The sequence below is a fragment of the Rhodococcus sp. 11-3 genome, assembly GCF_023704055.1.
In the GTDB taxonomy this organism is placed as follows: Bacteria; Actinomycetota; Actinomycetes; order Mycobacteriales; family Mycobacteriaceae; genus Rhodococcus; species Rhodococcus aetherivorans.
The window spans coordinates 2,324,163-2,347,206 of the sequence record NZ_CP080406.1 but is presented as its reverse complement, the minus strand read 5'-3'; the positions used below and the strand labels follow the sequence as shown (position 1 = coordinate 2,347,206).

The window sequence follows — 23,044 nt, the reverse complement described above, 5'->3', positions numbered from 1 at the left end:
ATGTCCGCGTGCGAGGGGGCGCAGCGTTCTGGGGGCTGGTGGTGGCGGTCGCGATCGCCGTGTCGTGGGGTTGGGACCGGATCGAGTCGAACGCACCACCGGCACCGGGCAGCCCCGGCCGCGGCGAGCTCGAACAGTTGCTGGCGCGGGCGGCGGTGGTGCCGCACCGGCCGCAGGTGCCGGGGTACGAGCGGGGGTGCGGACCGGGCGAGGGGTGCGTGTTCGGGGAGGCGTGGTCCGACGACCATCCGGGACCAGGCGGCCGCGACGGGTGCGACACCCGCAACAACGTGCTCGCCCGCGATCTGCGCGACGTGGCGTTCCGGCCCGGCACCGGCGACTGTGTCGTCCTGTCGGGCACGCTGACCGACCCGTACACCGGGGCGCGGCTCGAATTCCGTCGCGCCGAGGGCCGGGCCGTCCAGATCGACCACATCTACCCCCTGGCGGCGGCGTGGGACCTCGGGGCGGCGGCCTGGCCGGCCGAACGGCGCCGGCAGTTCGCCAACGACGTCGCCTACAACCTGATCGCGGTGGACGGCCCGGCGAACGAGGACAAGCGCGATCACACCCCGGCCGAGTGGCTGCCGCCGGCGGCGGCGTATCGCTGCTGGTTCGCGGGCAAGTACCTGTCGGTGGCGGTGCGCTACGGGCTGCCGATCACGGTGGCCGACCGGCGGGCGCTGGCGTCGACGATCTCCGCGTGCCGAGCCCGTCGTCGCGGCGATCGCCCGCTCGTCGGTCGGACCCATCCACGAATTGCCCGCGCGGACGCCCGGTGGTCGCGCGGCTGCCGCCCTCCGGCGCCGTGCCCCGCATCCGGGCGCAGGGAACTAGCGTGGCACTCATGGTTTCGCGCATCACCAAGGACACCCGCCTGTGCATCTCGCTGTCGGGCCGCCCGAGCAACATCGGCACCCGCTTCCACAACTACCTCTACGACGAACTCGGCCTGGACTTCGTGTACAAGGCGTTCACGACGACCGACCTGCCGGCGGCGGTGGCCGGGATCCGCGGCCTCGGCATCCGCGGGTGCGGGGTGTCGATGCCGTTCAAGGAAGCGGTCATTCCCCTGATCGACGAGCTGCACGACTCGGCGCGGGCCATCGAGTCGGTGAACACCGTCGTCAACGAGAACGGGGTGCTGCACGCCTACAACACCGACTACCAGGCGGTGGTGGATCTGCTGCGCGAGCACGAGGTCGACCCCGCGTTGCCGGCCGCCGTCGCCGGCAGCGGCGGGATGGCAAAGGCGGTGGTGGCGGCCCTGCGCGACAGCGGGTTCGCGAACGTGTCGGTGATCGCCCGCAACGAGAAGACCGGTCGCCCGCTCGCGCAGCAGTACGGGTTCGACTGGCGGCCCGAGCTCGGCGAGCTCGCTCCGGGCCTGCTCGTCAACGCCACGCCGATCGGGATGGCGGGCGGGCCGGAATCCGGGCAGCTGCCGTTCCCCGAAGCCGCGGTGGGCGCGGCGACGACGGTGTTCGACGTGGTGGCGATGCCCCCGCAGACGCCGCTGATCCGCGCGGCCCAGGAGCGGGGACTGCCCGTGATCACCGGCGCCGAGGTCATCGCCCTGCAGGCGGCGCAGCAGTTCGCGCTGTACACCGGCGTGACTCCGACGCCCGAGCAGGTGCGCCGCGCGTCGGAGTTCTCCCGATCCGCGGCCTGAGCCCGGCATTCACGCCCCGGTGGCGATCTCCCGGGCCGGGTCCCGGCACCACTGCGACCACGACCCCGGGAACAGGGCTGCGTCGATCCCGGCGAGGGCGAGCGCCGCAATCTGATGGGTCGCGGTCACCCCGGATCCGCAGTAGACGGCGACGGGACCGTCCCCGCACACGGTCGCGAAGCGGTCGGCGAGTTCCTCGGCGGTCCGGAACGTGCCGTCCTCGCGGAGGTTGTCCGTGGCGGGGGCGCTGACCGCGCCGGGGATGTGGCCGGCGCGCGGATCGACGGGCTCCTCGTCGCCCCGGTACCGCGCCGCGGCCCGCGCATCGAGCAGGGTTCCCCGCGAAGGGAACTCGGCCGCCTCGTCGATGCCGACGGTGGACATCCGGCCGCCGCGCAGGGTCACCGATCCCGGCTTCACGGCCTCCCCCGGCCCGGCCGCGAGGCCATGTCCCGCCGCCGTCCACAGCGACAGCCCGCCGTCGAGCAGGCGCACGTCCCGAAGGCCCGCCCAGCGCAGCAGCCACCAGGCCCGGGCGGCGGCGAGGCCCCCGGTGTCGTCGTAGACGGCGACGGTGTCGCCGTCGTCGATCCCCCACCGTCGCGCGTGGTCCTGCAGCCGCACCACGTCCGGCAGGGGGTGACGGCCTCGCTCGGGCGAGCCCGGATCGGCGAGCTCGGTCTCGAGGTCGACGTACACCGCTCCGGGGATGTGACCCTCGTGGTAGCGGTCCTCGCCGTTCGGGTCGTCGAGCGACCAGCGCACGTCCAGCAGAACCGGCGGCCTGCCCACCTCGACGAGATCGGCCAGTTCGCTCACGGTCATCAGCACGGGATTCGCAACCATGGCTCCGATCCTGGCACGCCCGCGCGGTGGGCGCCGCGCGACACGGGAGGTGCGGCGGCGTCCACTGCGGCAGAATGCCGCCCGGGTCCACTGCGGCAGAATGCCGCCCGGGTCCACTGCGGCAGAATGCCGCCCGTGTCAGATGCTCCCGCGCCCACCCGTCCCGCCCCGCTCACCCAGCCGATCGGGGCGGGCATCGTCACGGCCCTCGTCGGATTCACCAGTTCGTTCGCGGTGGTGCTGACGGGACTGCGGGCGGTCGGGGCGTCGCCGTCGGAGGCGGCGTCCGGTCTGCTGGCGCTCTGTGTGACGCAGGGGCTCGGCATCCTGTGGCTGGCACGGCGGTACCGCACACCGATCACCCTCGCGTGGTCCACGCCCGGCGCCGCGCTGCGCGCCGGCACCGGCGTGGTGGCGGGCGGATGGCCGGCCGCGGTGGGCGCGTTCGTCGTCGTGGGCGCCGCGATCGTCCTGACGGGGCTGTGGCCGCGGCTCGGCGCCCTGATCGCGGCGATCCCGACGCCACTGGCCCAGGCCATGCTCGCCGGGGGGCTCGTCCCGCTCTGCCTCGCCCCGGTCGAGGGGGTGATGTCCTCGCCCGCCTCGATCCTGCCCGTGGTGGCGACGTGGCTCGTGCTGCAGCGGCTGCGGCCGCGCTGGGCGGTGCCGGGGGCGTTCGCGACGGCCGCGGTGGTCGTGGCAATCCACCTGTCGCGCTCGGGAACCCGGCCCGCGGCGCGGGATCTGCTGCCCTCGATCGATCTCACGGCTCCGGCGTGGACGTGGCAGGCGCTGCTCGGCATCGCCGTGCCCCTGTACATCGTGACGATGGCGTCGCAGAACATCCCGGGCACCGTAGTGCTCGACTCGTTCGGTTACGCCACGCCGTGGCGGGCGGCGATGACGGTCACGGGCCTCGGCACCGTCGTGGGCGCGCCGGCCGGTGGGCACGCGATCAACCTCGCGGCGATCAGTGCGGCGCTGGCGGCGGCGCCCGAGGCGGACCCGGATCCGGCACGCCGGTGGGTGGCGGCGTGGTCTGCGGGCTGGTCGTATCTCGCGCTGGCCCTGTGCTCGACCGGGCTCGCGACGGTCGTGGCGATGGCACCGGACGGGGTGGTCGAGGCGGTGGCCGGATTGGCCCTGCTCGCGACGCTCGGCGGGGCCCTGGCCTCGGCTCTGCGCGACGCGCCGGAGCGCGAAGCAGCGGTCGTGACGTTCCTGGTCGCGGCGTCCGGATCGACCCTGTTCGGTATCGGATCGGCATTCTGGGCGTTGATGGTCGGACTTGCCGTCCGCGTGGGACTATCGTCAGCACGGTGACGAACCGCCAGCCGACGACGCCCGCCGCCGACCCACCCGTTCCCGCCCGGTTCCCGGTCCTCTGGCCGATGCAGACCCGGTGGGCGGACAACGACCACTACGGCCACGTCAACAACGTCACCTACTACTCGTACTTCGACTCCGCGGTCAACGGATGGCTGATGGCCACGACCGGGGTCGACATCCGGGAGCTGGACGCGATCGGCGTGGTCGCAGAGACGTCGTGCCGGTATCTGGCGGAGCTGTCGTTCCCGGACCGGCTGCGCGTCGGCCTGGCGGTGGAGCGGCTGGGAACCCGCAGTGTCACCTATTCGCTGGCCATCTTCCGGGAGGACGGCGAAGGCGGGCTGCAGCCGGCGGCGACCGGGCGTTTCGTGCACGTGTACGTCGACGCCCGCACGCGACGTCCCGTGGCGATCCCCAAGGAGATCAAGAAGGCGGTCGCCCAGCTGGTGACGCCCCCAGCGGAATAGCTCCCGACCACCAAGCATCCGCTTGGCATTGTATTCATCTACCGGATTACACTCCGGGGCATCCGCACGTCCCCGAGAGAGAGCGATCCCAAGATGCGCGATGCTGTCATCGTCGAAGCCGTTCGTACCCCCATCGGCAAGCGGGGCGGCGGCCTGTCCGGCGTCCACGCCGTCGAGCTGTCCGCCCACGTCCTGCGCACCATCGCCGAACGCACCGGCGTCGACCCGGCGCTCGTCGACGACGTGCACTGGGGCACCGTGCAATCCGTCGGCATGCAGTCGGGCAACATCGGCCGCATGGCCGTGCTCGGCGCGGGCTGGCCGGAATCGGTGCCCGGCTTCACCATCGACCGGCAGTGCGGCTCGTCGCAGCAGGCCGTCTCGACGGCGGCCGCGGCGGTGATCTCCGGCCAGGCCGATCTCGTCGTCGCCGGCGGCGTCGAGATCATGTCGGCGATCCCGCTGGGTTCCTCCGCCCCCGAGGGCACCGGGCAGATGGGCGGTCCGGCCCGCGAGCGGTACGCCGACGAGCTCACCGCGCCCGGCTTCCACGGCCGCTTCAACCAGGGCGTGGGCGCCGAGATCATCGCCGAGCAGTGGGGCATCTCCCGCACCGAGCTCGACGAGTACTCCGTCCGGTCGCACGAGCGGGCCGCCCGCGCGCAGGACGAGGGGTTGTTCACGGACGAGATCGCGCCGTACACCCTGGCGGACGGCACCGTGATCGCCGCGGACGAGGGCATCCGGCGCGGCTCCACCGTCGAGAAGCTCGCGGGCCTCAAGGCCCCGTTCCGGGAGAACGGAGTGGTCACCGCCGGCAACGCGTCCCAGATCTCCGACGGCGCCTCCGGGCTGCTGATCACCACCTCGGAGAAGGCGAAGGCGCTGGGCCTGACCCCGCTCGCGCGCGTGCACACCGCCGTGGTCACCGGCGACGATCCGGTCAAGATGCTCACCGGCCCCATCCCGGCCACCGCCCTGGCGCTGAAGCGGTCGGGACTGTCGCTCGACGACATCGACGCGTTCGAGGTCAACGAGGCCTTCGCCTCGGTACCGCTGTCGTGGCAACGCGAGACGGGCGCGCCGCTCGAGAAGCTGAACCCCCTCGGCGGTGCCATCGCGCTCGGCCACCCCCTCGGCGCCTCGGGCGGTCGCCTGGCCGCGACGTTGATCCACCACCTGCGCCGCACGGGTGGCCGCTACGGCCTGCAGACGATGTGCGAGGGCGGCGGCACCGCCAACGCCACGATCTACGAGATCCTCTAGTCCGCGGTGGTGCCTTCCGGGATCCGGTCCCGGAAGGCACGCCTCATCGCTGCGCCAGCCGCTCGAGCAGCGGCGTCGTGCGCGGACCCACCAGTTCGCGCATCACCAGCGCCATGTTGGTGCGCTCGACGCCGGGGATCTCGAGGATCTGCCCGGCCAGCCGGTAGAGATCCTCGGCGTCGCGCGCGACCACCTTCACCGACAGGTCCGTCTGCCCCGTCATGCCGTACACCTCGGTCACCTCCGGGATCTGTGCCAGGGCCGCGACGACCGAATCGAGCCGGTGCTGATCGACCCGGGTGGCGACGAACGCCGCCAGCGGATAGCCGAGAGCCCGCGGATCCACCCGCCGCTCGAACGACCCGAGGACCCCCTCCGCATCCCATCGCGCGAGCCGCGCCTGCACCGTGTTCCGGGACAACCCCAGACGCTGGGACAGCTCCACCCCGGTCGCCCGCGGGGTCCGCGCAAGCTCGAGCAGCAGCCGGGCGTCGGTGGCATCGAGACTGGTCATATTTCGCAGTATGACAGCGGCGGGCACCCCGAAACCGTGCTTCCTGCACAATTGCGCATCGGCCGATTGCGCACCTGCACCCCGCGTGGATCATGTGAGGTACAACACAGGTCCGCCGGCCCGCCTCACGAGGGCGACCGGTCCCGCCATAGCGAGGTGGTGCACGGTGGTCGACAAGATTGCCTATCCGGTCCAGCTGATCCAGCCCGACGGACGACGGGTCTACAACCCCGAGTACTCCGCGCTCGTCGCCGACGTCGGACCCGACGAACTCCGCGCCCTCTACCGCGACATGGTCGTCGTCCGCCGCCTCGACGCCGAGGCCACCGCGCTGCAGCGGCAGGGCGAACTCGGACTGTGGGCGCCCCTGCTCGGCCAAGAGGCCGCCCAGGTCGGCTCCGCGCACGCCCTCCACCGCGACGACTACGTGTTCACCAGCTACCGCGAGCACGGGGTGGCCTGGTGCCGCGGCGTCGACCCCGCCGACATGACCCGGCTGTGGCGCGGGTGCGCCCACTCCGGCTGGGATCCGGCCACGGTCAATATGACCAATCCCGCCATCGTCGTCGGCTCCCAGGGCCTGCACGCCACCGGATACGCGATGGGCGCCCACTTCGACGGCGCCGAGATCGCCACCGTCGTCTACTTCGGCGACGGGGCGACCAGCCAGGGCGACATCGCCGAGGCCCTCGGCTTCGCCGTCGCGTGGGGCGTCGGCGTGGTCTTCTTCTGCCAGAACAACCACTGGGCGATCAGCCACCCGGTCCGGTCGCAGAGTCCCGTCCCGATCGCGCAGCGCGCCGCCGGCTACGGGATGCCGGCCGTGCAGGTCGACGGCAACGACGCGCTCGCGGTACTCGCCGTCACCCGCCGGGCCACCCGGCATGCGCGGGAGGGCAGCGGCCCGTCGTTCGTCGAGGCCATCACCTACCGGATGGGCCCGCACACCACCTCCGACGACCCCACCCGCTACCGCACCCCCGCCGAGACCGAACTGTGGAAGGCCCGGGACCCGATCGACCGGCTCCACCGGCTGCTCCGGCGGGAAGGACACGCCGGCGACGAGTTCTTCGACGAGGTCGGCGCCGCCGCCGACGAGGCCGCGGCCCGGCTGCGCGCCGGCACCCTCGGTGCCCCGAACCCCGAGCCGCTGAGCATGTTCGACCACGTCTACGCCACCGACCATCCGATGATCGCCGAGGAACGAACCCGCTACCGCGACTACCTCGCCGATTTCGAGAACGCGACCCACGAGGAGGCGCTGTCATGACCACCACCACGCTGGCCCTCGGGGCCGCCCTCGGCGCCGGGCTGCGCCGGGCCCTCGAACACGACCGCAAGGTGGTGATCATGGGCGAGGACGTCGGCCGGCTCGGCGGGGTCTTCCGGGTCACCGACACGTTGCAGAAGGACTTCGGCGACAACCGCGTCATCGACACGCCCCTCGCCGAATCCGGGATCGTGGGAACGGCTTTCGGCATGGCCCTGCGCGGCTACCGGCCGGTGTGCGAGATCCAGTTCGACGGCTTCGTCTACCCCGCGTTCGACCAGATCGTCTCGCAGGTCGCCAAGATCCACTACCGCACCGCCGGGAGGGTCACCGCCCCCCTGACCATCCGCATCCCCTACGGCGGCGGGATCGGTGCGGTGGAGCACCATTCGGAGTCACCCGAGGCGTACTTCACGCACACCGCCGGACTGCGGGTCGTCAGCCCGAGCCATCCGGCCGACGCCTACACGATGATCCAGCAGGCCATCGCGCTCGACGACCCGGTGATCTTCCTCGAGCCGAAACGCCGGTACTGGGACCGCGGCGAGGTCGACCTCGACGCCGAGCCCGACCTCCCGCTCGACAAGGCCCGCGTCGCCCGGCCCGGAACGGACGTCACCGTCGTGACGTTCGGGTCGATGGTGGCCACCGCGCTGCACGCCGCGCAGATCGCCGACACCGAGGGGCACTCGGTCGAGGTGATCGACCTCCGGTCCCTCTCCCCCATCGACTTCGACACTGTCGAGGCGTCGGTCCGGCGCACCGGACGGCTCGTCGTGGTGCAGGAGGCTCCGCTGTTCTGCGGCATCGGCGCCGAGATCGCCGCCCAGCTCGCGGAGCGCTGCTTCTACCAGCTCGAGGCGCCGGTGCTGCGGGTCGGCGGCTTCGACATCCCCTATCCCCCGGCGAAACTCGAGGCTTACCACCTGCCCGACCCGGACCGGATCCTCGACGCCGTCGACCGCAGCCTCGCGGCGTGAGGAGCCGGACATGGAACCGGGCATGAGCGAACACGGCACCGTGGTGACCGAACACAGCGAGGTCTTCCGGCTGCCGGACCTCGGGGAGGGCCTGACCGAGGCGGAACTGGTGTCGTGGTCCGTCGCCGTCGGCGACCGGGTCGAGCTCAACCAGGTGATCGCCGAGGTCGAGACCGCCAAGGCAACGGTGGAACTGCCCTCCCCGTACGCGGGAACGGTCGCCGAACTGCTCGCCGAGCCGGGCGCCGGCGTGCCCGTCGGGGCGCCACTGATCCGCATCGCGGTGCCGGTCGCGGCGGGCACCGCGCCGGCCCCGACCGGTGGCGGGGACTCACCCGTGCAGGTGCTCGTCGGCTACGGGCCGGGCGCCGCGCCGGTGAGCCGGCGCGCGGCCCGCGCCGCAGCGGCGGCACCGGCCCCGGCGCAGGCACCCCCACCGCCCGGGGAGCGGCACCGCCCCGACGCGAAACCGTCGGCGCGCCGCGAGGCCCGGCTCCTCGGCGTGGATCTCACCGAGGTGACGGGAACCGGCACGGGCGGGGCGATCACCGTCCCGGACGTCCGACGCGCCGCGGAGGAACGCGGATCCGCTACGGCGGCAACAGGATCGGATCGCGAGACCCGGACCCCGATCCACGGGATCCGCAGACGTACCGCCGCCGCGGTGGCGCGCAGCGCCTTCACCGCCCCGCACGTGACCGTGTTCCTCACCTGCGACGTCACCGCCACGGTCGACCTCGTCGCCCGGTTGCGCGGCGCGGCCGCCTTCGAGGGCCGTCACCCGACGCTGCTCACCGTGGTGGCCAAGGCGCTGCTGCGGACGCTCGAGCACCAGCCCGTCCTCAACGCGGCCTGGGACGAGGAGCACCAGGAGATCGTCACCCGCCACTACGTCAACCTGGGCATCGCGACCGCCACCGACTCGGGCCTGATGGTGCCGGTGATCCGCGACGCCGACCGCATGTCGCTGCCGGACCTCGCCGGCGCCATCGCCCACGCCGCGGAGACCGCCCGCTCCGGCCGGGCCACCCCGGCCGACCTGACCGGCGGCACGGTCTCGATCACCAACATCGGCGTGTTCGGCGTCGACACCGGCACCCCCATCCTCAATCCCGGGGAGACGGCGATCCTCGCGCTCGGTGCCGTCACCCCGCGACCGTGGGTGGTCGACGGCGAACTCGCCGTCCGGCAGGTGACGACGCTGTCGCTGTCGTTCGACCATCGTCTCGTCGACGGCGAGCAGGCAGCGCGGGCGCTGGCCGAGATCGGGGCGATCCTCACCGACCCGGTGCCGGAACTGCTCGCCGGTATCTGACGGGCGGTAGCGTCGGGACACGTGACCGCTCAGGATCTTCGCCGCGCCCGCGCGGCCGTGTTCGCCACCTTCGGCGTCAACGGGTTCCTGCTCGCGATGTGGGTGGTGCACATCCCCGCGATCGAGGAGCGCGTCGGCATCGACCACGCCACGCTGGGTTCTCTGCTGCTGGTCCTCGCGGCCGGGGCGATCGCCGGAATGCAGGCCACCGGTCCGCTCGCCGACCGGTTCGGCAGCGACCGCACCACCGTCGCCGCGGCGGTCCTGCTGGCGGTGGCGACCCTCGGCCCCGGCCTGGCCGGCGCGGCGTGGCAGCTGGGCGTGGCGCTCGCGGTGTTCGGGTTCGCGAACGGCGCCCTGGACGTGTCGATGAACTCGCAGGCCGTGGCGGTCGAGCAACGCTACCGGCGGCCGATCATGGCCGCGTTCCACGGCCTGTTCTCGGTCGGCGGGGTCGCCGGGTCGCTGGTCGGGGCGGCCGCCCTGGCGACGGGGCTCGCCCCGGCCGTCGCCCTCGGCGGCGCCGGCCTCGTCGGCGCGCTCGTCGTCGCGGTCTCGGCGCCGCACCTCGTGCGGGTGCCCCGGGTCGAGTACCCGCGCGAGCCCGGCCCGCGCGGCGGATACTCCCGCCGGGTGCTGCTGCTCGGCGGGCTCGCGTTCATGCTGATGCTCAGCGAGGGCGTCGCCAACGACTGGAGCGCCCTGCAGGTCAAGGAACACCTGGGCAGCCCGGATGCGGTCGCGGCGCTGGCCTTCGGCGCGTTCTCCACGACGATGACGCTCGGCCGCTTCGTGGCGGACCGCGTCAGCGCCCGCATCGGCGCCGTGGCCGTGGTCCGGTACGGCACGCTGCTGGCGGGGGCCGGGATGGGCACGGTCGTCGCCTCCCCGTGGCTGCCCACGACGCTCGCCGGATGGGCGCTGTTCGGGCTGGGCCTGTCCGGCGCCGTGCCGCAGATCTTCAGCGCAGCCGGGAACATCGACGCCGGCGCCCCGGGCCGCAACATGTCCCGTGTCGTCGGCATGGGATACATCGGGTTCCTGGCGGGGCCCGCCACCATCGGCTGGCTCTCGGAGGCGACGTCGCTCACCGCGGCGATGACGGTGCCGTTGGCATGTGTGCTCGCCGCCGCAGCCCTCGCCGGCTCCGTCGGTGAGCGGACCCGTCGCACGCTTGCGCGCGTGGACGGCCGCTAGCGCGGGAGGACGGTCAGGACCCGCACGACGTGGTCGCGGAACTCGCGCATGTAGTTGCGGAGGAAGTCCTCGGTGCCCGAGTTGTGGACGGTGCCGTCGTCCCCGAAGACCTCGGGCGTGTAATGGATGTACGCCTCGGGCGACGTCATCTGCCGCGCGTTGCAGAAGCTCAGCACGGCGCGCAGGCTCTGCTGGCCCACGGCGGTGCCGATCGCGCCGATGGAGGCGCCGATCACGGCGGCCGGGATGTGATCGAACGAGTTCTGCCCCCACGGGCGCGACGCCCAGTCGATGGCGTTCTTCAGCGCCCCGGGAATCGACCGGTTGTACTCGGGTGAGACGAACAGCACCGCATCCACAGCGGCGATCGCGTCCTTGAGCGCGGCCCCCTCCGGCGGGTAGTTCGCGTCGTAGTCGGGGCTGTAGAGCGGCAGGTCCCGGATGGCGATCTCGACGAATTCGAGGTCGTGCGGGGCGAGCCGGATCAACGCCTTCGCGAGGATACGGTTGATCGAGGTGGACGACAGGCTGCCGACGAAGTAGCCGACCCTGTACGTCCTCTCGGTCCCTGGGTGCTCGGTCCCTGAGTGCTCGGTCCCTGGGTGCTCGGTCACGGGACGCATCCTTTCCGTCGGTGCCACGGGCCGGGGCACAGCCCGCCTGCCACCTCCGACGGTCGCACACGAGCGGGGCGCCCGCACGGTGTTCCGTGCGGACGCCCCGGTTCGTCGAACTCCCTACAGCGCCTTGAGTTCCTCGGTGACCTCGGAGACCATCTTCTTCGCGTCGCCGAAGAGCATGGAGGTGTGGTCGGCGGTGAACAGCGGGTTGTCGATGCCGGCGTAGCCGGAGCTCATCGAGCGCTTGAGCACGATGACCGACTTGGACTGGTCGACGTTGAGGATGGGCATGCCGTAGATCGGGCTGGACGAATCCTGCCGGGCGGCGGGGTTGGTGACGTCGTTGGCGCCGATGACGACGGTGACGTCGGTGCGGGAGAACTCGCCGTTGATGTCGTCCATCTCCTTGAGCGCCTCGTACGGCACCTCGGCCTCGGCGAGCAGGACGTTCATGTGCCCGGGCATCCGGCCGGCGACCGGGTGGATGGCGTACTTGACCTCCACGCCCTTCTCCTCGAGCAGCGCCGCCATCTCCTTGACCGCGTGCTGCGCCTGCGCCACCGCCAGCCCGTACCCGGGCACCACGATGACCTGGTTGGCGTAGGCCATCTGGACCGCGGCATCGGAGGCGGAGGTCGCCTTGACGGTGCCGCCGGCCCCGCCCGCGGCCGCACCGGCACCGCCGTCGCCGCCGAACGAGCCGAACACGATCGCCGGGATGGACCGGTTCATCGCCTTGGCCATCAGGTTGGTCAGGATCGAACCCGACGCACCGACGATCATGCCGGCGACGATCATCGCCTGGTTGTTCAGCGCCAGGCCGGCCGCCGCGGCCGACAGGCCGGTCAGGGCGTTGAGCAGCGAGATGACCACCGGCATGTCGGCGCCGCCGATCGGCAGCACCACGAACAGGCCCATCAGCCCGGCCACGACGAGCAGCGCGACGATCCACACCGCCGAGGTCGGATCGTTCGCCGGGTCGGCCGCGAGTCCGATGTACACGGCGAGCGCGATCGCCGCGAGCGCGAGCACGATGTTCGCCAGCTGGAAGGCCTTGGCCGCGCCGACGAGGCGGCGCTCGAGGTTCTTGTTCAGCAGCTCCTGCAGCTTGGCGAACGCCACCAGCGAACCCCAGAACGACACCGATCCGATGATCGCGGCGAACAGCGAGCCGACCACCACGGGCACCGTCGGTTCCTCGGCGAGGGTGGTGAAGCCGTCCGAGTCGAGGAACTCCGCCCACGCGATCAGCGCGACGGTGCCGCCACCGACGCCGTTGAACAGCGCCACCAGCTGCGGCATCGCCGTCATCTTCGTGCGCAGCGCCGGCGGGACGCCCAGGACGACGCCGACGACCAGGCCGGCGACGATCCAGCTCCAGTTGTCGGTGTCGCGGATGTCGATCAGCACGGCGAGCACCGCCACGGCCATGCCGACCGCGGCGATGTAGTTGCCGCGGACCGCGGTCTTCGGGCCGGTCAGGCCCATCAGACCGTAGATGAACATCGCGAACGCGACGATGTACAGGACGGAGACGAGGTAGCTCATTTCGCGTCGGCTCCCTTCTGCTCCGCCGGGGCGGCCGACACCGGCACCCGCTTCTTGGGCTTGAACATCGCGAGCATGCGGTCGGTGACGACGAAGCCACCGACGACGTTCAGCGTGCCGAACACCAGCGCGACGAACAGGATGACCTTGATGCTCCACGGCGCGCCGGCGGGCAGGTGGCCGAAGACCACCAGCGCACCGAGCACCACGATGCCGTGGATGGCGTTGGTGCCCGACATCAGCGGGGTGTGCAAGGTGTTGGGCACCTTCGAGATCACGGCGAAGCCCACGAACCCGGCCAGGACCAGGATCGCGATGTTCGCCAACAGTTCGGTATACATCTAGACGTTCTCCTTCGAGCGGGTCACGCACGCGCCGTCGAGGATCTCGTCCGAGAAGTCCGGCGCCAGGGCACCGGACTCGTCGAGCATCAGCTCGAGCAGGGCCACGACGTTCTTCGAATACAGCTGCGAGGCGTGCTCGGGCATGGTCGCGGGCAGATTCAGCGGCGAGCAGATGGTCACGCCGTGCTTGACCACCGTGCGTCCGGGTTCGGTCAGCTCGCAGTTGCCGCCGGTCTCGCCGGCCAGATCCACCACCACCGAGCCGGGCTTCATGCCCTCCACGGCGGCGGCGGTGACCAGCCGCGGCGCGGGCCGGCCCGGCACCAGCGCGGTGGTGATCACCACGTCGAAGCCCTTGATGGCCTCCTCGAGCGCCGCCTGCTGCTGCGCACGCTCGTCGGCGGTGAGTTCGCGGGCGTAGCCGCCCTCACCGGCGGCGTCGATGCCGAGATCGAGCCACTGCGCACCGACCGACCGCACCTGGTCGGCGACCTCCGGACGCACGTCGTAGCCGGTGGCGCGCCCGCCCAGGCGCTTGGCCGTGGCCAGCGCCTGCAACCCGGCCACCCCCACGCCGAGCACCAGCACCGTCGCCGGCTTGACCGTGCCCGCGGCGGTGGTGAGCATCGGGAAGAACCGCGTCGACTCCGTCGCGGCGACCAGCACCGACTTGTACCCGGCGACGTTCGCCTGCGACGACAGCGCGTCCATCACCTGCGCCCGGGAGATCCGCGGGATCGACTCGACGGCGAACGCCTGCACCCCGGCGGCGGCCAGCGCCCCGATCTGGTTCTCGGCGTTGCGCGGGGCGAGGAACCCGATCAGCGCCTGCCCCGACCGCATCCGGGCGACCTCCGCATCCGACGGCGGCGCCACCTTGAGCACCACATCCGCCGACCACGCATCCCCGATCCGCGCCCCGGCCTCGACGTAGGCCTCGTCCGGGATCAGCGCACCGAGCCCGGCCCCGGACTCGACGACCACGTCGAGCCCCTTCTTGATCAACGACGGGACGATCATCGGCACCAGCGCGACCCGCCGCTCGCCGTCGTTGGTTTCCCGAACGACGCCGACGGTGGGTCGCGCTGTCACCGCACGTCCCGTACCCATATCCTCGGTTTCCAAAGTTTTCGACTCCTGCGTTGAATCGGCACCTCACCGCGATGAGCGGCGGGTCATGTGCGACGAGCGGCCGACTCGGGCCGTGCACGATGGGCGATGAGCCTAGTCAGACGTACCCCGCCCCGGACAGGGGCGCAACCGCTGGGTTTCGTCTGAATCGAGTCCGAACAGTCGAACGATGCCAGAATGTGAGGTAGTTCACTTCACAATTCTGCCGTATCCGCGGTGAGGGAGGAGGGGCGAGTCCATGGCACGTCGCAGCGTCGTCGTCGAGCGCGTGTACGACCATCCGGGAGACGAGGAGGCGTTCCGGGTGTTCGTCGACCGGCTGTGGCCGCGGGGGCTGCGCAAGGACGCGTTCCATCACGACGACTGGGCCAAGGACCTGGCGCCGTCGACCGGGCTGCGCAAGTGGTACTCGCACGACGCCTCGCAGTTCGCCGAGTTCCGCGACCGGTACCTCGCCGAACTGGACGGCCCGGACGCGCGTGCAGCCCTGGCGCGCCTCGACGACTTGGCCGACGGCCGGTCCGTCGTCCTGCTCACCGCCACCCGGGACCTCGAGCACAGTGGCGCCGCCGTCCTCGCGGAGCGGATGCGGGGTGCGCGGTGAACGACGTGCCCGCCGCCGGCGGCGACCCCGTGTGCTGGATGCACCGGGTCTGCCCCGACTGCGGCTTCTTCCTCGAGGAACCGGAGGCCCCGTGCCCACGGTGCGGCGCCGTCCTCCGGCACGACGAGGAGAGTACGGACGAGTCCGGCCCCGGCCCCCTACCCTGACCCGATGCCCACTCCCCCCGCGCGGATCCTCGATCTGGCCCGGCCCGCACGACGGGTCGCCGTGCTCACGGGCGCCGGAATGTCCGCCGAAAGCGGCGTGCCGACGTTCCGCGACGCGCAGACCGGCCTGTGGGAGCACTTCGACCCGGCCGATCTGGCGACACCGGAGGCGTGGGACCGCGATCCCGCGTCGGTGTGGGCCTGGTACCAGTGGCGCGTGGCCCTGGTCCGACGAGTGCAGCCGAACGCCGGGCATCGGGCGCTGGCCCGCTGGGGGCGCACCGTGGACCTGTCGATCGTCACGCAGAACGTCGACGACCTGCACGAGCGGGCCGGCAGCCCCGTGCTCTCGCATCTGCACGGCAGCCTGTTCTCGCCGCGGTGCGCCGAGTGCGGCACCCCCGCCGACCTGCCCGAGGCCCCCACCGAGCCGGTCGCCCGTCTCGATCCACCGGCCTGCGGCGCGTGCGGCGGCGACGTGCGGCCCGGGGTGGTGTGGTTCGGCGAGCCGCTGCCGGCCGGACCGTGGGAGGCGGCCACCGCCTCCGTGCTGACCGCAGACGTGGTGTTCGTAGTCGGCACGTCGGGGATCGTCTATCCGGCCGCCGGCCTGCCCTCGCTGGCCCGCCGGCACGGTATCCCCGTCGTCGAGGTCAACCCCGAGCAGACCGACCTGTCCGACCGGGTGGACGAGGTGTGGCGCACCACCGCCGCGGTGGGCCTGCCGCAACTCGTCGCAGCGGTCGCCGCGGAGCAGACGCCCCGCCTACAGTGAGCGGGTGAGCTCCTGTGTGTTCTGCGCCATAGTCCGCGGCGACGCTCCCGCCGTGCGGGTGTACGAGGACGACGACGTGGTGGCCTTCCTCGACATCCGGCCGATCGCCCGCGGGCACACGCTGGTGGTGCCGCGGGTTCACGCGCCCCGGCTCGACGACCTCGATCCCGAGCACGGCGCCGCGCTGTTCCGGGCCGGGCAGCGCATCGCCCGGGGCGTGCAACGCTCGGATTTCGCCGCGGACGGCGCCAACCTGGTGTTCAACGACGGCCGGTCCGCCTTCCAGACCGTCTTCCACGCGCATCTGCACGTGCTGCCGCGGTGGCGCGGCGACAAGCTGCGCCTCGCGGCGGGACTGCTGCGGCGCCGGCCCCACGACCCGGAGGCCACCGGCGCGGCGATCCGCGCCGGCCTGGCCCGTCTCGAAGCGGAGGACGCACTGTGACACACGGAAAGACACACGGAAACACCACGACCGGCGGCACCACCGGGCCGGACACGGACGCCGCGCCGGAGTTCCCGGTCGAGCCGATCCGCGCGCTGCTGCTCGAGCAGTTCGGGGTCATCGACGAACTGCTCGCCGACGTACACGGGGACACCTGGTACACGCCCACCTCGCTGCCCGGGTGGACGGTCAAGGACATCACGGCACACCTGATCGGGACCGAGTCGATGCTCGCCGGCATCGAGGCGCCGCACGTCGAGATCGACGTGCACGCCCTCGGCCACGTCCGCAACGAGATCGGCGCCTTCAACGAACGGTGGATCGAGTCCCTCCGCGGCACGCCCGGCGACGAGGTGCTCGCGCGGTACCGGGAGATCGTCGCGCGCCGGCGGGAGCAACTCGGGGCCATGACCCAGAAGGACTTCGACGAACCGGCGATGACCCCGGTGGGGCAGGCCACCTACGGCCGTTTCATGCGCATCCGCGTCTTCGACTGCTGGATGCACGAACTCGACCTCCGCGACGCGCTCGGCGTGCCCGGCGACGAGGGCGGCGCCCGGGCCGAGCTCGCAGCCGCGGAGATCTTCGGGGCGCTCGCGTACGTCGTCGGCAAGCGCGGCAAGGCTCCCGACGGGGCGCGGATCACGTTCGAGCTGAGCGGCCCGCTGGCCCGCACCCTCCACGTCGAGGTGGACGGCCGGGCCGCGGTGGTGCCGGCCCTGTCCGGTCCGGCGACGAGCACCGTAGCTATGGATTCGCGGCTGTTCGTGCGGCTCGCCGGCGGCCGCACGCACGCGTTCGACCGTCTCGACGAGATCACCCTCGGCGGCGACACGACGGTGGGCCGGCGGATCGTCGACCACCTCGCCTTCACGATCTGATCGGCGGCTTCGTGCGGCTGTTCCTGTCGTCGTACCGGTTCGGCACGGATCCCGGGTTGCTCCTCGGAGTCACGCGGGGGCCGTGCCCGATCGCGGTGATCGCGAACGCGGCCGACGCATGGCCGTCCCGGGCCCGGGACTCGGCGGTGGCGAGCGAGCTGGCGCCGCTGCGTGCGCTCGGATACGAACCCACCGAGGTGGATCTGCGGGACCATGTCGGCGCCCCCGACGGCCTGCGGGCGGCGCTGTCCCCGTTCGGAGCGTTGTGGGTGCGCGGCGGCAACACGTTCGTGCTGCGCGCGCGGCTCGCCCTGTGCGGGGGCGACGAGATCCTCACGGACCTGGTCCGTTCCGGTGCGCTGGCCTACGCTGGATACAGCGCAGGGGCGTGCCTCGTGACGCCGTCCCTGCGCGGTCTCGAATTCTCCGACGATCCCGGCGAGGTCGACGCGGTCTGCGGGGTCCCGGCCCGCTGGGACGGTCTCGGGTGGGTGGACTACGCGATCGTCCCGCACGCCGGGGACTCGCCCCTCGCCGACGCGGGCGTCGCGCGGACGCTGGACTTCCTCACTCGCGAGCGGCTGCCGTTCCGGGCACTCGGCGATGACGAGGTGATCGTCGTGGACGAGTCCTGAGGCCCCGTGCCGGTGCCGTGGTCACGGCCCGCTGCTCGCGCGCACGAACGGCGCGAACCGGTCGAGGGAGACCCAGGCCGTGCGGCACCGGCGGGCGGTGACCTCGTCGGCCCGCGCGAGCAGGATGTCGAGAAGTTCCCGGGGATTGTCCCGCCAGCGCAGGGCGAGGTGCCGTTCCTCCTCGTCCGACAGCGCCGCGAACCTGCTCGCCGCGGCGGCCCAGTCCGCCACGTCCCCGTGATGAAGGCGCTCCAGCGCGTTGTAATCGACTCGCCGCGAAAGGAATTCGTCGGACAACGCGCGGACGAGTTTCGCGTCCGTCAGCGCGGATGCGGTCATACGGCACCTCCTTCGAACGACCGTTGACGTTAGTGACCTGCGACAACCACCCGATCGCGCAGCCGGAACGATTCGATAACAGAGTGACTGGTGAGACTGATGTGACTTCCGCTGTTAGGATCCGTACGGTGGAGACACTGACCGACCTGCTCACGAGCGGTGCGGCACCCTGGTGGGCCGTACCGGTGGGACTCACGGCCGGCGTGCTCCTCGGCGTCCTCGCCACCCGGATCGGCGCGCGACCCCCGCGACGGAACGCCGCCGTGGCCGCTCCCCTGCGGGCGGCCGATCGCGCGCTGCAGGTTCGCTTCCTGCACGCCGCCGACAGCGTCTACAACCACCTGTTCGAGGCGGATCACTCCGCCCTCGCCGAGGCCGACCTCACCGAGGCCCTGCAATCCGACGACCTGCACCTGCGCTCGGTCGCCCGCGGCATCGTCGACCTCGACGCGATCGTCAACGAGATGCGGCTGTCCGCTCCCGATCCGGTGCTCGCCGCCGCCGTCGCCCTCTTCGGATACCTCACCGCCGTCTCGAGCGACGGAACCGACGACCTCGACGAGTTCCGGGACCGCTACCTGACCCGCAAGTCCGCGTTCGTCGACGCCGTCCGCGCCGCCCACCCGCCGGCCGGCCCGGTCCCCGCCTGAGTCCGTCGCCACTGTCGACTGCATCGCGTCACCACCACCACGTCACCGCTCACGTCACGCGGGGCCCGCCCTCGACACAGGTCCACAACAGGAACATCGCGGCCCGCGCCGCGCGCATTACCGCCGCCGCGGGCGGATCCCCCCGCCGGCGCGACGGCCGGTAGGGTCGTTGGCGTGACCAACGACGAGCACCGCATCGAACATCACGCCGAGCAGTCCCGATTCGCGTTGTACACCGGCGACACCCTCGCCGCGTTCGCCGACTACACCGACTCGGACGGTGTGCGCGACTTCGACCACACCGTCACCCAGCCCCGGTTCCGCGGTCACGGGCTCGCCGCCGAGGTGGTCCGCCACGCCCTCGACGCCACCCGTTCGGAGGGCCTGAAGATCGCGGCCTCGTGCTGGTACGTCGCGCAGTTCCTCGACGCGAACCCCGAATACCGGAACTGACTCGCCGAGGCGCCGCCTCTATCAGCACGGAGGCGCCGCCTCGATCGGCACGGAGGCGCCCGCCTCTAACAGCGCGGAGGCGCCCGCCTCGCTCAGCGGGCGCCGGCCTGCCCGGTGGGCGCACCCCCGGCGCGCAGGCGAAGGCCCAGCGCGACGAGCGCGGGGAAGACGACCAACCAGAGAATGCCCCGCTGCACGAGACCCGCGACATCGTGCAGGGGCGCGTCGTCGGGCAGCACCAGCACGACCATGAGCGGCACGCCGGCCGCGGCGACGAGTCCCGCACCGAGCACGTAGCGCGACAGCGCCGGGAACCGCCCGTCGCGTGCGAGACGGCGCGACGTCACGACCAGGCCGAGCGCGATGCACGAGAAGAACGTGAAGCCCGAGACGAAGTGGTAGCCCGGGTCGTAGGTGACCCCCGCTGCGTCCTCCCGCAGCGGGAACACCGCCGCGAGCAGTGCGCCGACGCCGGCGAGACCGATCAGCACCGGGCCGAGGGCGCCCGTCCGGTCGGCCGCCGGTCCCCGGTGCACGGCGACGGTGAAGATCAGCAGCAGGAGTCCGAACACGACGAAGTTGAACTGCTGGATCCAGCCGTTCGGGCCGGCTTCGAGCGCACTGATCGTTTCCGCGGTCGGGCTGTACTCGTCCCGCCGGGCTGCCTGCTGCGCCAGCACCACCACGGTGAAGAGGAGGGGCGCGACGATCCCGGCGAGTGCGGCGGCACGTCCCCGAACCAGCCGCGTACCGGGTCCGACGCCGACGTGTGCGCTCATGACCGCTCCTGACCGAGTCCGAATCTGCCGTCGCAGAGGACGTTAGGAGCACCGACGGTGACCGGCATCGGAAGGATTGCCCATTCGGCCCGCCCCGGGATGGGAACTTCGACCCATCGCCCGGCGGACGCGGCCCGTGGGCCTGCGCCGCGGCGCAGGCCCACGCGTTCACAGCTCCCGTGGCGCGTCGCCGGTGTCCGTATGCAACTCACCCACTTCCGTCTTCAGGATTCGCATCGACCGCCCGAGGCCCCGTGCGGCCTCGGGCAGCCGCTTGGATCCGAACAACACCAGCACCACGAGGGCAATGATCGCCCAGTGGGCGGGACTGAGTGCTCCCATCAGCGGGGTCCCTTCCCCTCGGGGAAGACGGCGTCGACCTCCACTTCGACGAGCCACCCGGCCACCGGCAGACTCGCCACCTCCAGCGCGAATCGGCTCGGGCGAGCCGGGTTGCGTTCGAGCGGCGCGGCGGGCTCGGCGGTCCCCATCGGCACCAGCTCGGTGTCGCCGGTCTCGAGGTTGGTGTTCGCGAAGAACTGGCGGTACGCCCGGTTCCATCCGGCGTAGTCGGCGCGATCCGTCCCCGGGGCGTTGTCGAGGAAGACCCGCATCGTGGTCACGTCCGCCAGACCGAGCCCCTGAGCCTCGAGATTGTCGCGGATCTTGCGGAGCACATTGATGCCCTGCGCCTCGGTGACCGTCACCCCGGCCGGGAGGACACCGCCCGCGAAGGTCGCGGTGTCGATGTAGGACTCCGGGGACCCCTGCGGCGCGGCGGTGTTCGCGGCCGACGGCCCGATTCCGCTGGTCTTGTACACGGCGGCGTCGGCGCCGATGCCCACGCCCTCGGCGATCATCGGGTTGGCCTCCCCGACCGGCAGCACCGACTGCACGAGCACGGGCGGTGCCGAGCCGGCCTCCGCGTCCGTGGACGAGCACGCCACGGTCGAGGCGCCGACGACGGGCAGGACCAGGGCCGCGAGAACGGTTCGGGCGGCACGCTTGTTCATGGATCTCTCCTTGTCCGGGATGGGGATGTCAGGATGCGGCGACACGCTCGTGCAGCGACGTGACCACGGCGCGTGCGGAGGTGAACGCACCGTGTTGCCAGGCGATCGCGTTGGACAGGTGGTCGCCGGCGAAGTAGACGTTCTGCACCGGGTCGAGCAGCAGGGTGTATTCGGGGGTTGCCTCTCCCCCGTGGGAACCCCCGGCACCCTGCCACGATGCCCAGGCCGACTCCGAGTACCGGGTGCGGCGCCAGCTGCCCGAGAACGACGAGGCAATGTCGCGGGTGTACTTGTCGCCGTGGATCTCTGCCCCCTCCGCGATCGCCTTGGCCAATCTCTGCTTGTGCGTGAGCGATTCGAAACCGAGGTGCCTCTTGCCCGAGGAGTAGTAGCCGACGACCACGCCGCGGTCCGAGTTGTAGTGGTCGTAGGGGAACATGATCTGGGAGATGTCCTTGTCGGTGTTGCTGGCACCGCCGTAGATCCGGTCCTCGAGTTCCCACCAGCGGCGCGTGTACTCGATGCCGAGCTTGCCCGACGAGCTGGGCTCGGCCGCGCCGAGTGCGTGCACGACGTCGGCGGGCAGGTTGTGGTTCAGCCGCGTCACCAGGTGCGGCGGGATGGTGCAGATCGCGAAGTCGGCGTCCACCACCCGCGGCGCACCGTCGCGGGTGTATTCCACCCGCACCCCCTCGGTCGTGTTCTGCAGGGCCGTCACCTCCGACCCGTATTCGATCCTGTCGGTACCGATGCGGTCCTCGAACGCGTAGTAGATGCGGTCCATGCCCCCGACCGGGGTGAACATCATCATCGCCTGGTCGTAGCCGAAGTCGAAGCTGAAGTTGCGGCCGATGCCGCCGCGGATCACGTCCGTCATCGCGAAGGGCGGCTCGTGCGTGCCGAAGTCCAGACCGGCGCCGGGCTCGGAGGTGTACCCGCGTCGGGTCGACCCGACGTATCGTCCGTCGCCGGACAGGTCGCCGAAGTCGCTGAGGAACTCGGACAGCGCGTCCTTGTCGGCCTGGGTGAGCACGTCGTCGAGTGCGCCGCGGGAGGCCGCCTTCTGCAACAGCTCCGACATGTACCCGTACGTGTCGGCCTTCGCCGCCCGATACGTGATGGACCGGTCGGACAACGCCGTGTCGCTCGAGTAGTGCACGAAGGTGTTGGCGTTCTGGTTGCCGAACGCCTGCAGTTCCACCCCCAGTTCGCGGCAGTAGTCCATCGTCACGTGGCTCTGCGGGATGCGGGTGGCACCGAGGTTGAAGTAGTGCCCGTCGGCGAAGGTGCAGACCTGCTTCTCGCCGTTCAGGTCCGTCTCCTCCGTTCCGGCGCGCACGGACCAGACCCGGCCACCGGGCCGACGCCGAGCCTCCAGCACCGTGACGTCGTACCCGGCCTTCCCCAATTCGTAGGCGGCGCACAATCCGGCCGGGCCGCCGCCGAGGACGACGACCGAATGATGCCCGTCCACCCGGCCGATCAGGTCGCTGCGCGCCGGCGCCCGGAAAGCCGGCGTCGACGCCGTTGCGGGCGCGAGGCCGATCGTGGACATCGCGCCGTACATCAGGCCGGCGCCGCCCGTGACGCCGAGTCCTTTCATGAAAGACCTACGTGTAACTGCCACAGTGACTGCTCCCATCGTGCAACACCGACCGTCCCGATCGGCTCGGCACCTATGGTGGGAAGAGCGGGATGCGGGGATGTCTCGCACGCGCAACGTCTTGCGGACCGGCGCTCGAGAACGACGGTCCGCCGCGGACCCGAATTCTCGATCCCGGTGCGCCCGTTCGACTTCCCCCGG

At 71.7% G+C, this 23,044-nt stretch carries 27 protein-coding genes and 1 pseudogene; 17 read left to right on the top strand and 11 right to left on the bottom strand.

Going from position 1 to position 23,044, the window contains the following annotated elements:
* Positions 1–41: 41 nt before the first annotated feature.
* Positions 42–707 (top strand): annotated as a pseudogene (locus tag KZJ41_RS11255) (HNH endonuclease family protein); the annotation flags it as partial.
* A gap of 140 nt (positions 708–847) precedes the next feature.
* The gene (locus KZJ41_RS11250) at positions 848–1,672 is read left to right on the top strand and encodes a shikimate 5-dehydrogenase (RefSeq protein WP_044476147.1); all 825 of its coding nucleotides are present in this window, start codon (positions 848–850) and stop codon (positions 1,670–1,672) included.
* A gap of 9 nt (positions 1,673–1,681) precedes the next feature.
* On the opposite strand, the gene KZJ41_RS11245 is transcribed toward KZJ41_RS11250, so the two are convergent.
* On the bottom strand, positions 1,682–2,518 hold the full coding sequence (locus tag KZJ41_RS11245) for a sulfurtransferase (RefSeq protein ID WP_072634954.1): 837 nt from the start codon (positions 2,516–2,518) through the stop codon (positions 1,682–1,684).
* A gap of 126 nt (positions 2,519–2,644) precedes the next feature.
* Between KZJ41_RS11245 and KZJ41_RS11240 the strand changes: the two genes are divergently transcribed.
* The 3 genes from KZJ41_RS11240 (at position 2,645) to KZJ41_RS11230 (ending at position 5,580) form a co-directional block, all read left to right on the top strand.
* Positions 2,645–3,841 carry a benzoate/H(+) symporter BenE family transporter gene (locus KZJ41_RS11240; protein WP_251550781.1) on the top strand — a complete coding sequence of 399 codons (1,197 nt, stop codon included), beginning with the start codon at positions 2,645–2,647 and terminating at the stop codon, positions 3,839–3,841.
* Entirely contained in the window at positions 3,838–4,314 is a 477-nt protein-coding gene (locus KZJ41_RS11235; protein ID WP_006940160.1) for a thioesterase family protein, read from the top strand. The genes KZJ41_RS11240 and KZJ41_RS11235 overlap by 4 nt, the downstream gene beginning before the upstream one ends.
* A 93-nt stretch (positions 4,315–4,407) precedes the next feature.
* Entirely contained in the window at positions 4,408–5,580 is a 1,173-nt protein-coding gene (locus tag KZJ41_RS11230; RefSeq protein ID WP_050035010.1) for a thiolase family protein, read from the top strand.
* A gap of 43 nt (positions 5,581–5,623) precedes the next feature.
* Here the strand turns inward: KZJ41_RS11230 and KZJ41_RS11225 are convergent, their stop codons facing one another.
* Positions 5,624–6,094 (bottom strand): Lrp/AsnC family transcriptional regulator, encoded by a 471-nt coding sequence (locus KZJ41_RS11225; protein WP_006940156.1) that lies wholly within the window; start codon positions 6,092–6,094, stop codon positions 5,624–5,626.
* A 166-nt stretch (positions 6,095–6,260) separates the two neighbouring features.
* Here KZJ41_RS11225 and pdhA point away from each other — a divergent pair, with 166 nt between their 5' ends.
* Genes pdhA through KZJ41_RS11205 form a run of 4 tightly spaced genes read left to right on the top strand, consistent with a single transcriptional unit; the run spans position 6,261 to position 10,856 of the window.
* Positions 6,261–7,364, top strand: a complete 1,104-nt coding sequence (pdhA, locus tag KZJ41_RS11220) for a pyruvate dehydrogenase (acetyl-transferring) E1 component subunit alpha (protein ID WP_006940155.1) — start codon at positions 6,261–6,263, stop codon at positions 7,362–7,364.
* Positions 7,361–8,344: an alpha-ketoacid dehydrogenase subunit beta gene (locus KZJ41_RS11215; protein ID WP_006940154.1), complete on the top strand. Its 984-nt coding sequence runs from the start codon at positions 7,361–7,363 to the stop codon at positions 8,342–8,344. The genes pdhA and KZJ41_RS11215 overlap by 4 nt, the downstream gene beginning before the upstream one ends.
* Positions 8,345–8,354: 10 nt before the next feature.
* Entirely contained in the window at positions 8,355–9,659 is a 1,305-nt protein-coding gene (locus tag KZJ41_RS11210; protein ID WP_029542885.1) for a dihydrolipoamide acetyltransferase family protein, read from the top strand.
* Positions 9,660–9,680: 21 nt separating this feature from the next.
* Positions 9,681–10,856, top strand: a complete 1,176-nt coding sequence (locus KZJ41_RS11205; RefSeq protein WP_185713567.1) for an MFS transporter — start codon at positions 9,681–9,683, stop codon at positions 10,854–10,856.
* On the opposite strand, the gene KZJ41_RS11200 is transcribed toward KZJ41_RS11205, so the two are convergent.
* The 4 genes from KZJ41_RS11200 to KZJ41_RS11185 form a co-directional block, all read right to left on the bottom strand.
* Positions 10,853–11,470: an NADPH-dependent FMN reductase gene (locus KZJ41_RS11200; RefSeq protein WP_029542881.1), complete on the bottom strand. Its 618-nt coding sequence runs from the start codon at positions 11,468–11,470 to the stop codon at positions 10,853–10,855. The two genes, KZJ41_RS11205 and KZJ41_RS11200, sit on opposite strands and share 4 nt — an antisense overlap.
* 123 nt (positions 11,471–11,593) lie before the next feature.
* Positions 11,594–13,024 (bottom strand): NAD(P)(+) transhydrogenase (Re/Si-specific) subunit beta, encoded by a 1,431-nt coding sequence (locus KZJ41_RS11195; protein ID WP_050035005.1) that lies wholly within the window; start codon positions 13,022–13,024, stop codon positions 11,594–11,596.
* Positions 13,021–13,365: an NAD(P) transhydrogenase subunit alpha gene (locus tag KZJ41_RS11190; RefSeq protein ID WP_006940142.1), complete on the bottom strand. Its 345-nt coding sequence runs from the start codon at positions 13,363–13,365 to the stop codon at positions 13,021–13,023. The genes KZJ41_RS11195 and KZJ41_RS11190 overlap by 4 nt, the downstream gene beginning before the upstream one ends.
* Complete coding sequence (locus KZJ41_RS11185) at positions 13,366–14,478, bottom strand: Re/Si-specific NAD(P)(+) transhydrogenase subunit alpha (protein WP_029542877.1); 1,113 nt, start codon at positions 14,476–14,478, stop codon at positions 13,366–13,368.
* Positions 14,479–14,737: 259 nt separating this feature from the next.
* Between KZJ41_RS11185 and KZJ41_RS11180 the strand changes: the two genes are divergently transcribed.
* The 6 genes from KZJ41_RS11180 to KZJ41_RS11155 are packed head-to-tail and all read left to right on the top strand — an operon-like array spanning position 14,738 to position 18,006.
* On the top strand, positions 14,738–15,103 hold the full coding sequence (locus KZJ41_RS11180; protein ID WP_006940140.1) for a DUF488 domain-containing protein: 366 nt from the start codon (positions 14,738–14,740) through the stop codon (positions 15,101–15,103).
* The gene (locus tag KZJ41_RS11175) at positions 15,100–15,270 is read left to right on the top strand and encodes a hypothetical protein (protein ID WP_164528083.1); all 171 of its coding nucleotides are present in this window, start codon (positions 15,100–15,102) and stop codon (positions 15,268–15,270) included. The genes KZJ41_RS11180 and KZJ41_RS11175 overlap by 4 nt, the downstream gene beginning before the upstream one ends.
* 4 nt (positions 15,271–15,274) lie before the next feature.
* Positions 15,275–16,045 (top strand): NAD-dependent deacylase, encoded by a 771-nt coding sequence (locus KZJ41_RS11170; protein WP_051445986.1) that lies wholly within the window; start codon positions 15,275–15,277, stop codon positions 16,043–16,045.
* A 4-nt stretch (positions 16,046–16,049) separates the two neighbouring features.
* Positions 16,050–16,490: an HIT family protein gene (locus tag KZJ41_RS11165; protein WP_029542872.1), complete on the top strand. Its 441-nt coding sequence runs from the start codon at positions 16,050–16,052 to the stop codon at positions 16,488–16,490.
* Positions 16,487–17,371: a maleylpyruvate isomerase family mycothiol-dependent enzyme gene (locus tag KZJ41_RS11160; protein ID WP_006940133.1), complete on the top strand. Its 885-nt coding sequence runs from the start codon at positions 16,487–16,489 to the stop codon at positions 17,369–17,371. Before KZJ41_RS11165 ends, KZJ41_RS11160 begins: the two co-directional genes overlap by 4 nt.
* Before the next feature lie 11 nt (positions 17,372–17,382).
* Complete coding sequence (locus KZJ41_RS11155) at positions 17,383–18,006, top strand: Type 1 glutamine amidotransferase-like domain-containing protein (protein WP_102799841.1); 624 nt, start codon at positions 17,383–17,385, stop codon at positions 18,004–18,006.
* Between the two features lie 21 nt (positions 18,007–18,027).
* Here KZJ41_RS11155 and KZJ41_RS11150 read toward each other — a convergent pair whose 3' ends face one another.
* Positions 18,028–18,345, bottom strand: coding sequence for a hypothetical protein (locus tag KZJ41_RS11150; RefSeq protein WP_029542865.1), 318 nt, complete (start codon positions 18,343–18,345; stop codon positions 18,028–18,030).
* A 128-nt stretch (positions 18,346–18,473) separates the two neighbouring features.
* Here KZJ41_RS11150 and KZJ41_RS11145 point away from each other — a divergent pair, with 128 nt between their 5' ends.
* Together KZJ41_RS11145 and KZJ41_RS11140 are read left to right on the top strand one after the other, a co-directional pair.
* Positions 18,474–18,995: a hypothetical protein gene (locus tag KZJ41_RS11145; RefSeq protein ID WP_006940125.1), complete on the top strand. Its 522-nt coding sequence runs from the start codon at positions 18,474–18,476 to the stop codon at positions 18,993–18,995.
* Positions 18,996–19,169: 174 nt separating this feature from the next.
* Positions 19,170–19,448 carry a GNAT family N-acetyltransferase gene (locus KZJ41_RS11140; RefSeq protein WP_006940123.1) on the top strand — a complete coding sequence of 93 codons (279 nt, stop codon included), beginning with the start codon at positions 19,170–19,172 and terminating at the stop codon, positions 19,446–19,448.
* A gap of 92 nt (positions 19,449–19,540) precedes the next feature.
* Here KZJ41_RS11140 and KZJ41_RS11135 read toward each other — a convergent pair whose 3' ends face one another.
* From KZJ41_RS11135 to KZJ41_RS11120, 4 genes are all read right to left on the bottom strand, one after another.
* Positions 19,541–20,227, bottom strand: coding sequence for a DUF998 domain-containing protein (locus KZJ41_RS11135; RefSeq protein ID WP_102799842.1), 687 nt, complete (start codon positions 20,225–20,227; stop codon positions 19,541–19,543).
* Between the two features lie 168 nt (positions 20,228–20,395).
* Positions 20,396–20,569, bottom strand: coding sequence for a Sec-independent protein translocase subunit TatA (tatA, locus tag KZJ41_RS11130; protein WP_006940119.1), 174 nt, complete (start codon positions 20,567–20,569; stop codon positions 20,396–20,398).
* The gene (locus KZJ41_RS11125) at positions 20,569–21,240 is read right to left on the bottom strand and encodes a Rid family hydrolase (RefSeq protein WP_102799843.1); all 672 of its coding nucleotides are present in this window, start codon (positions 21,238–21,240) and stop codon (positions 20,569–20,571) included. Before KZJ41_RS11125 ends, tatA begins: the two co-directional genes overlap by 1 nt.
* Before the next feature lie 28 nt (positions 21,241–21,268).
* Positions 21,269–22,882, bottom strand: coding sequence for an FAD-dependent oxidoreductase (locus KZJ41_RS11120; RefSeq protein WP_146034301.1), 1,614 nt, complete (start codon positions 22,880–22,882; stop codon positions 21,269–21,271).
* Positions 22,883–23,044: the final 162 nt, after the last annotated feature.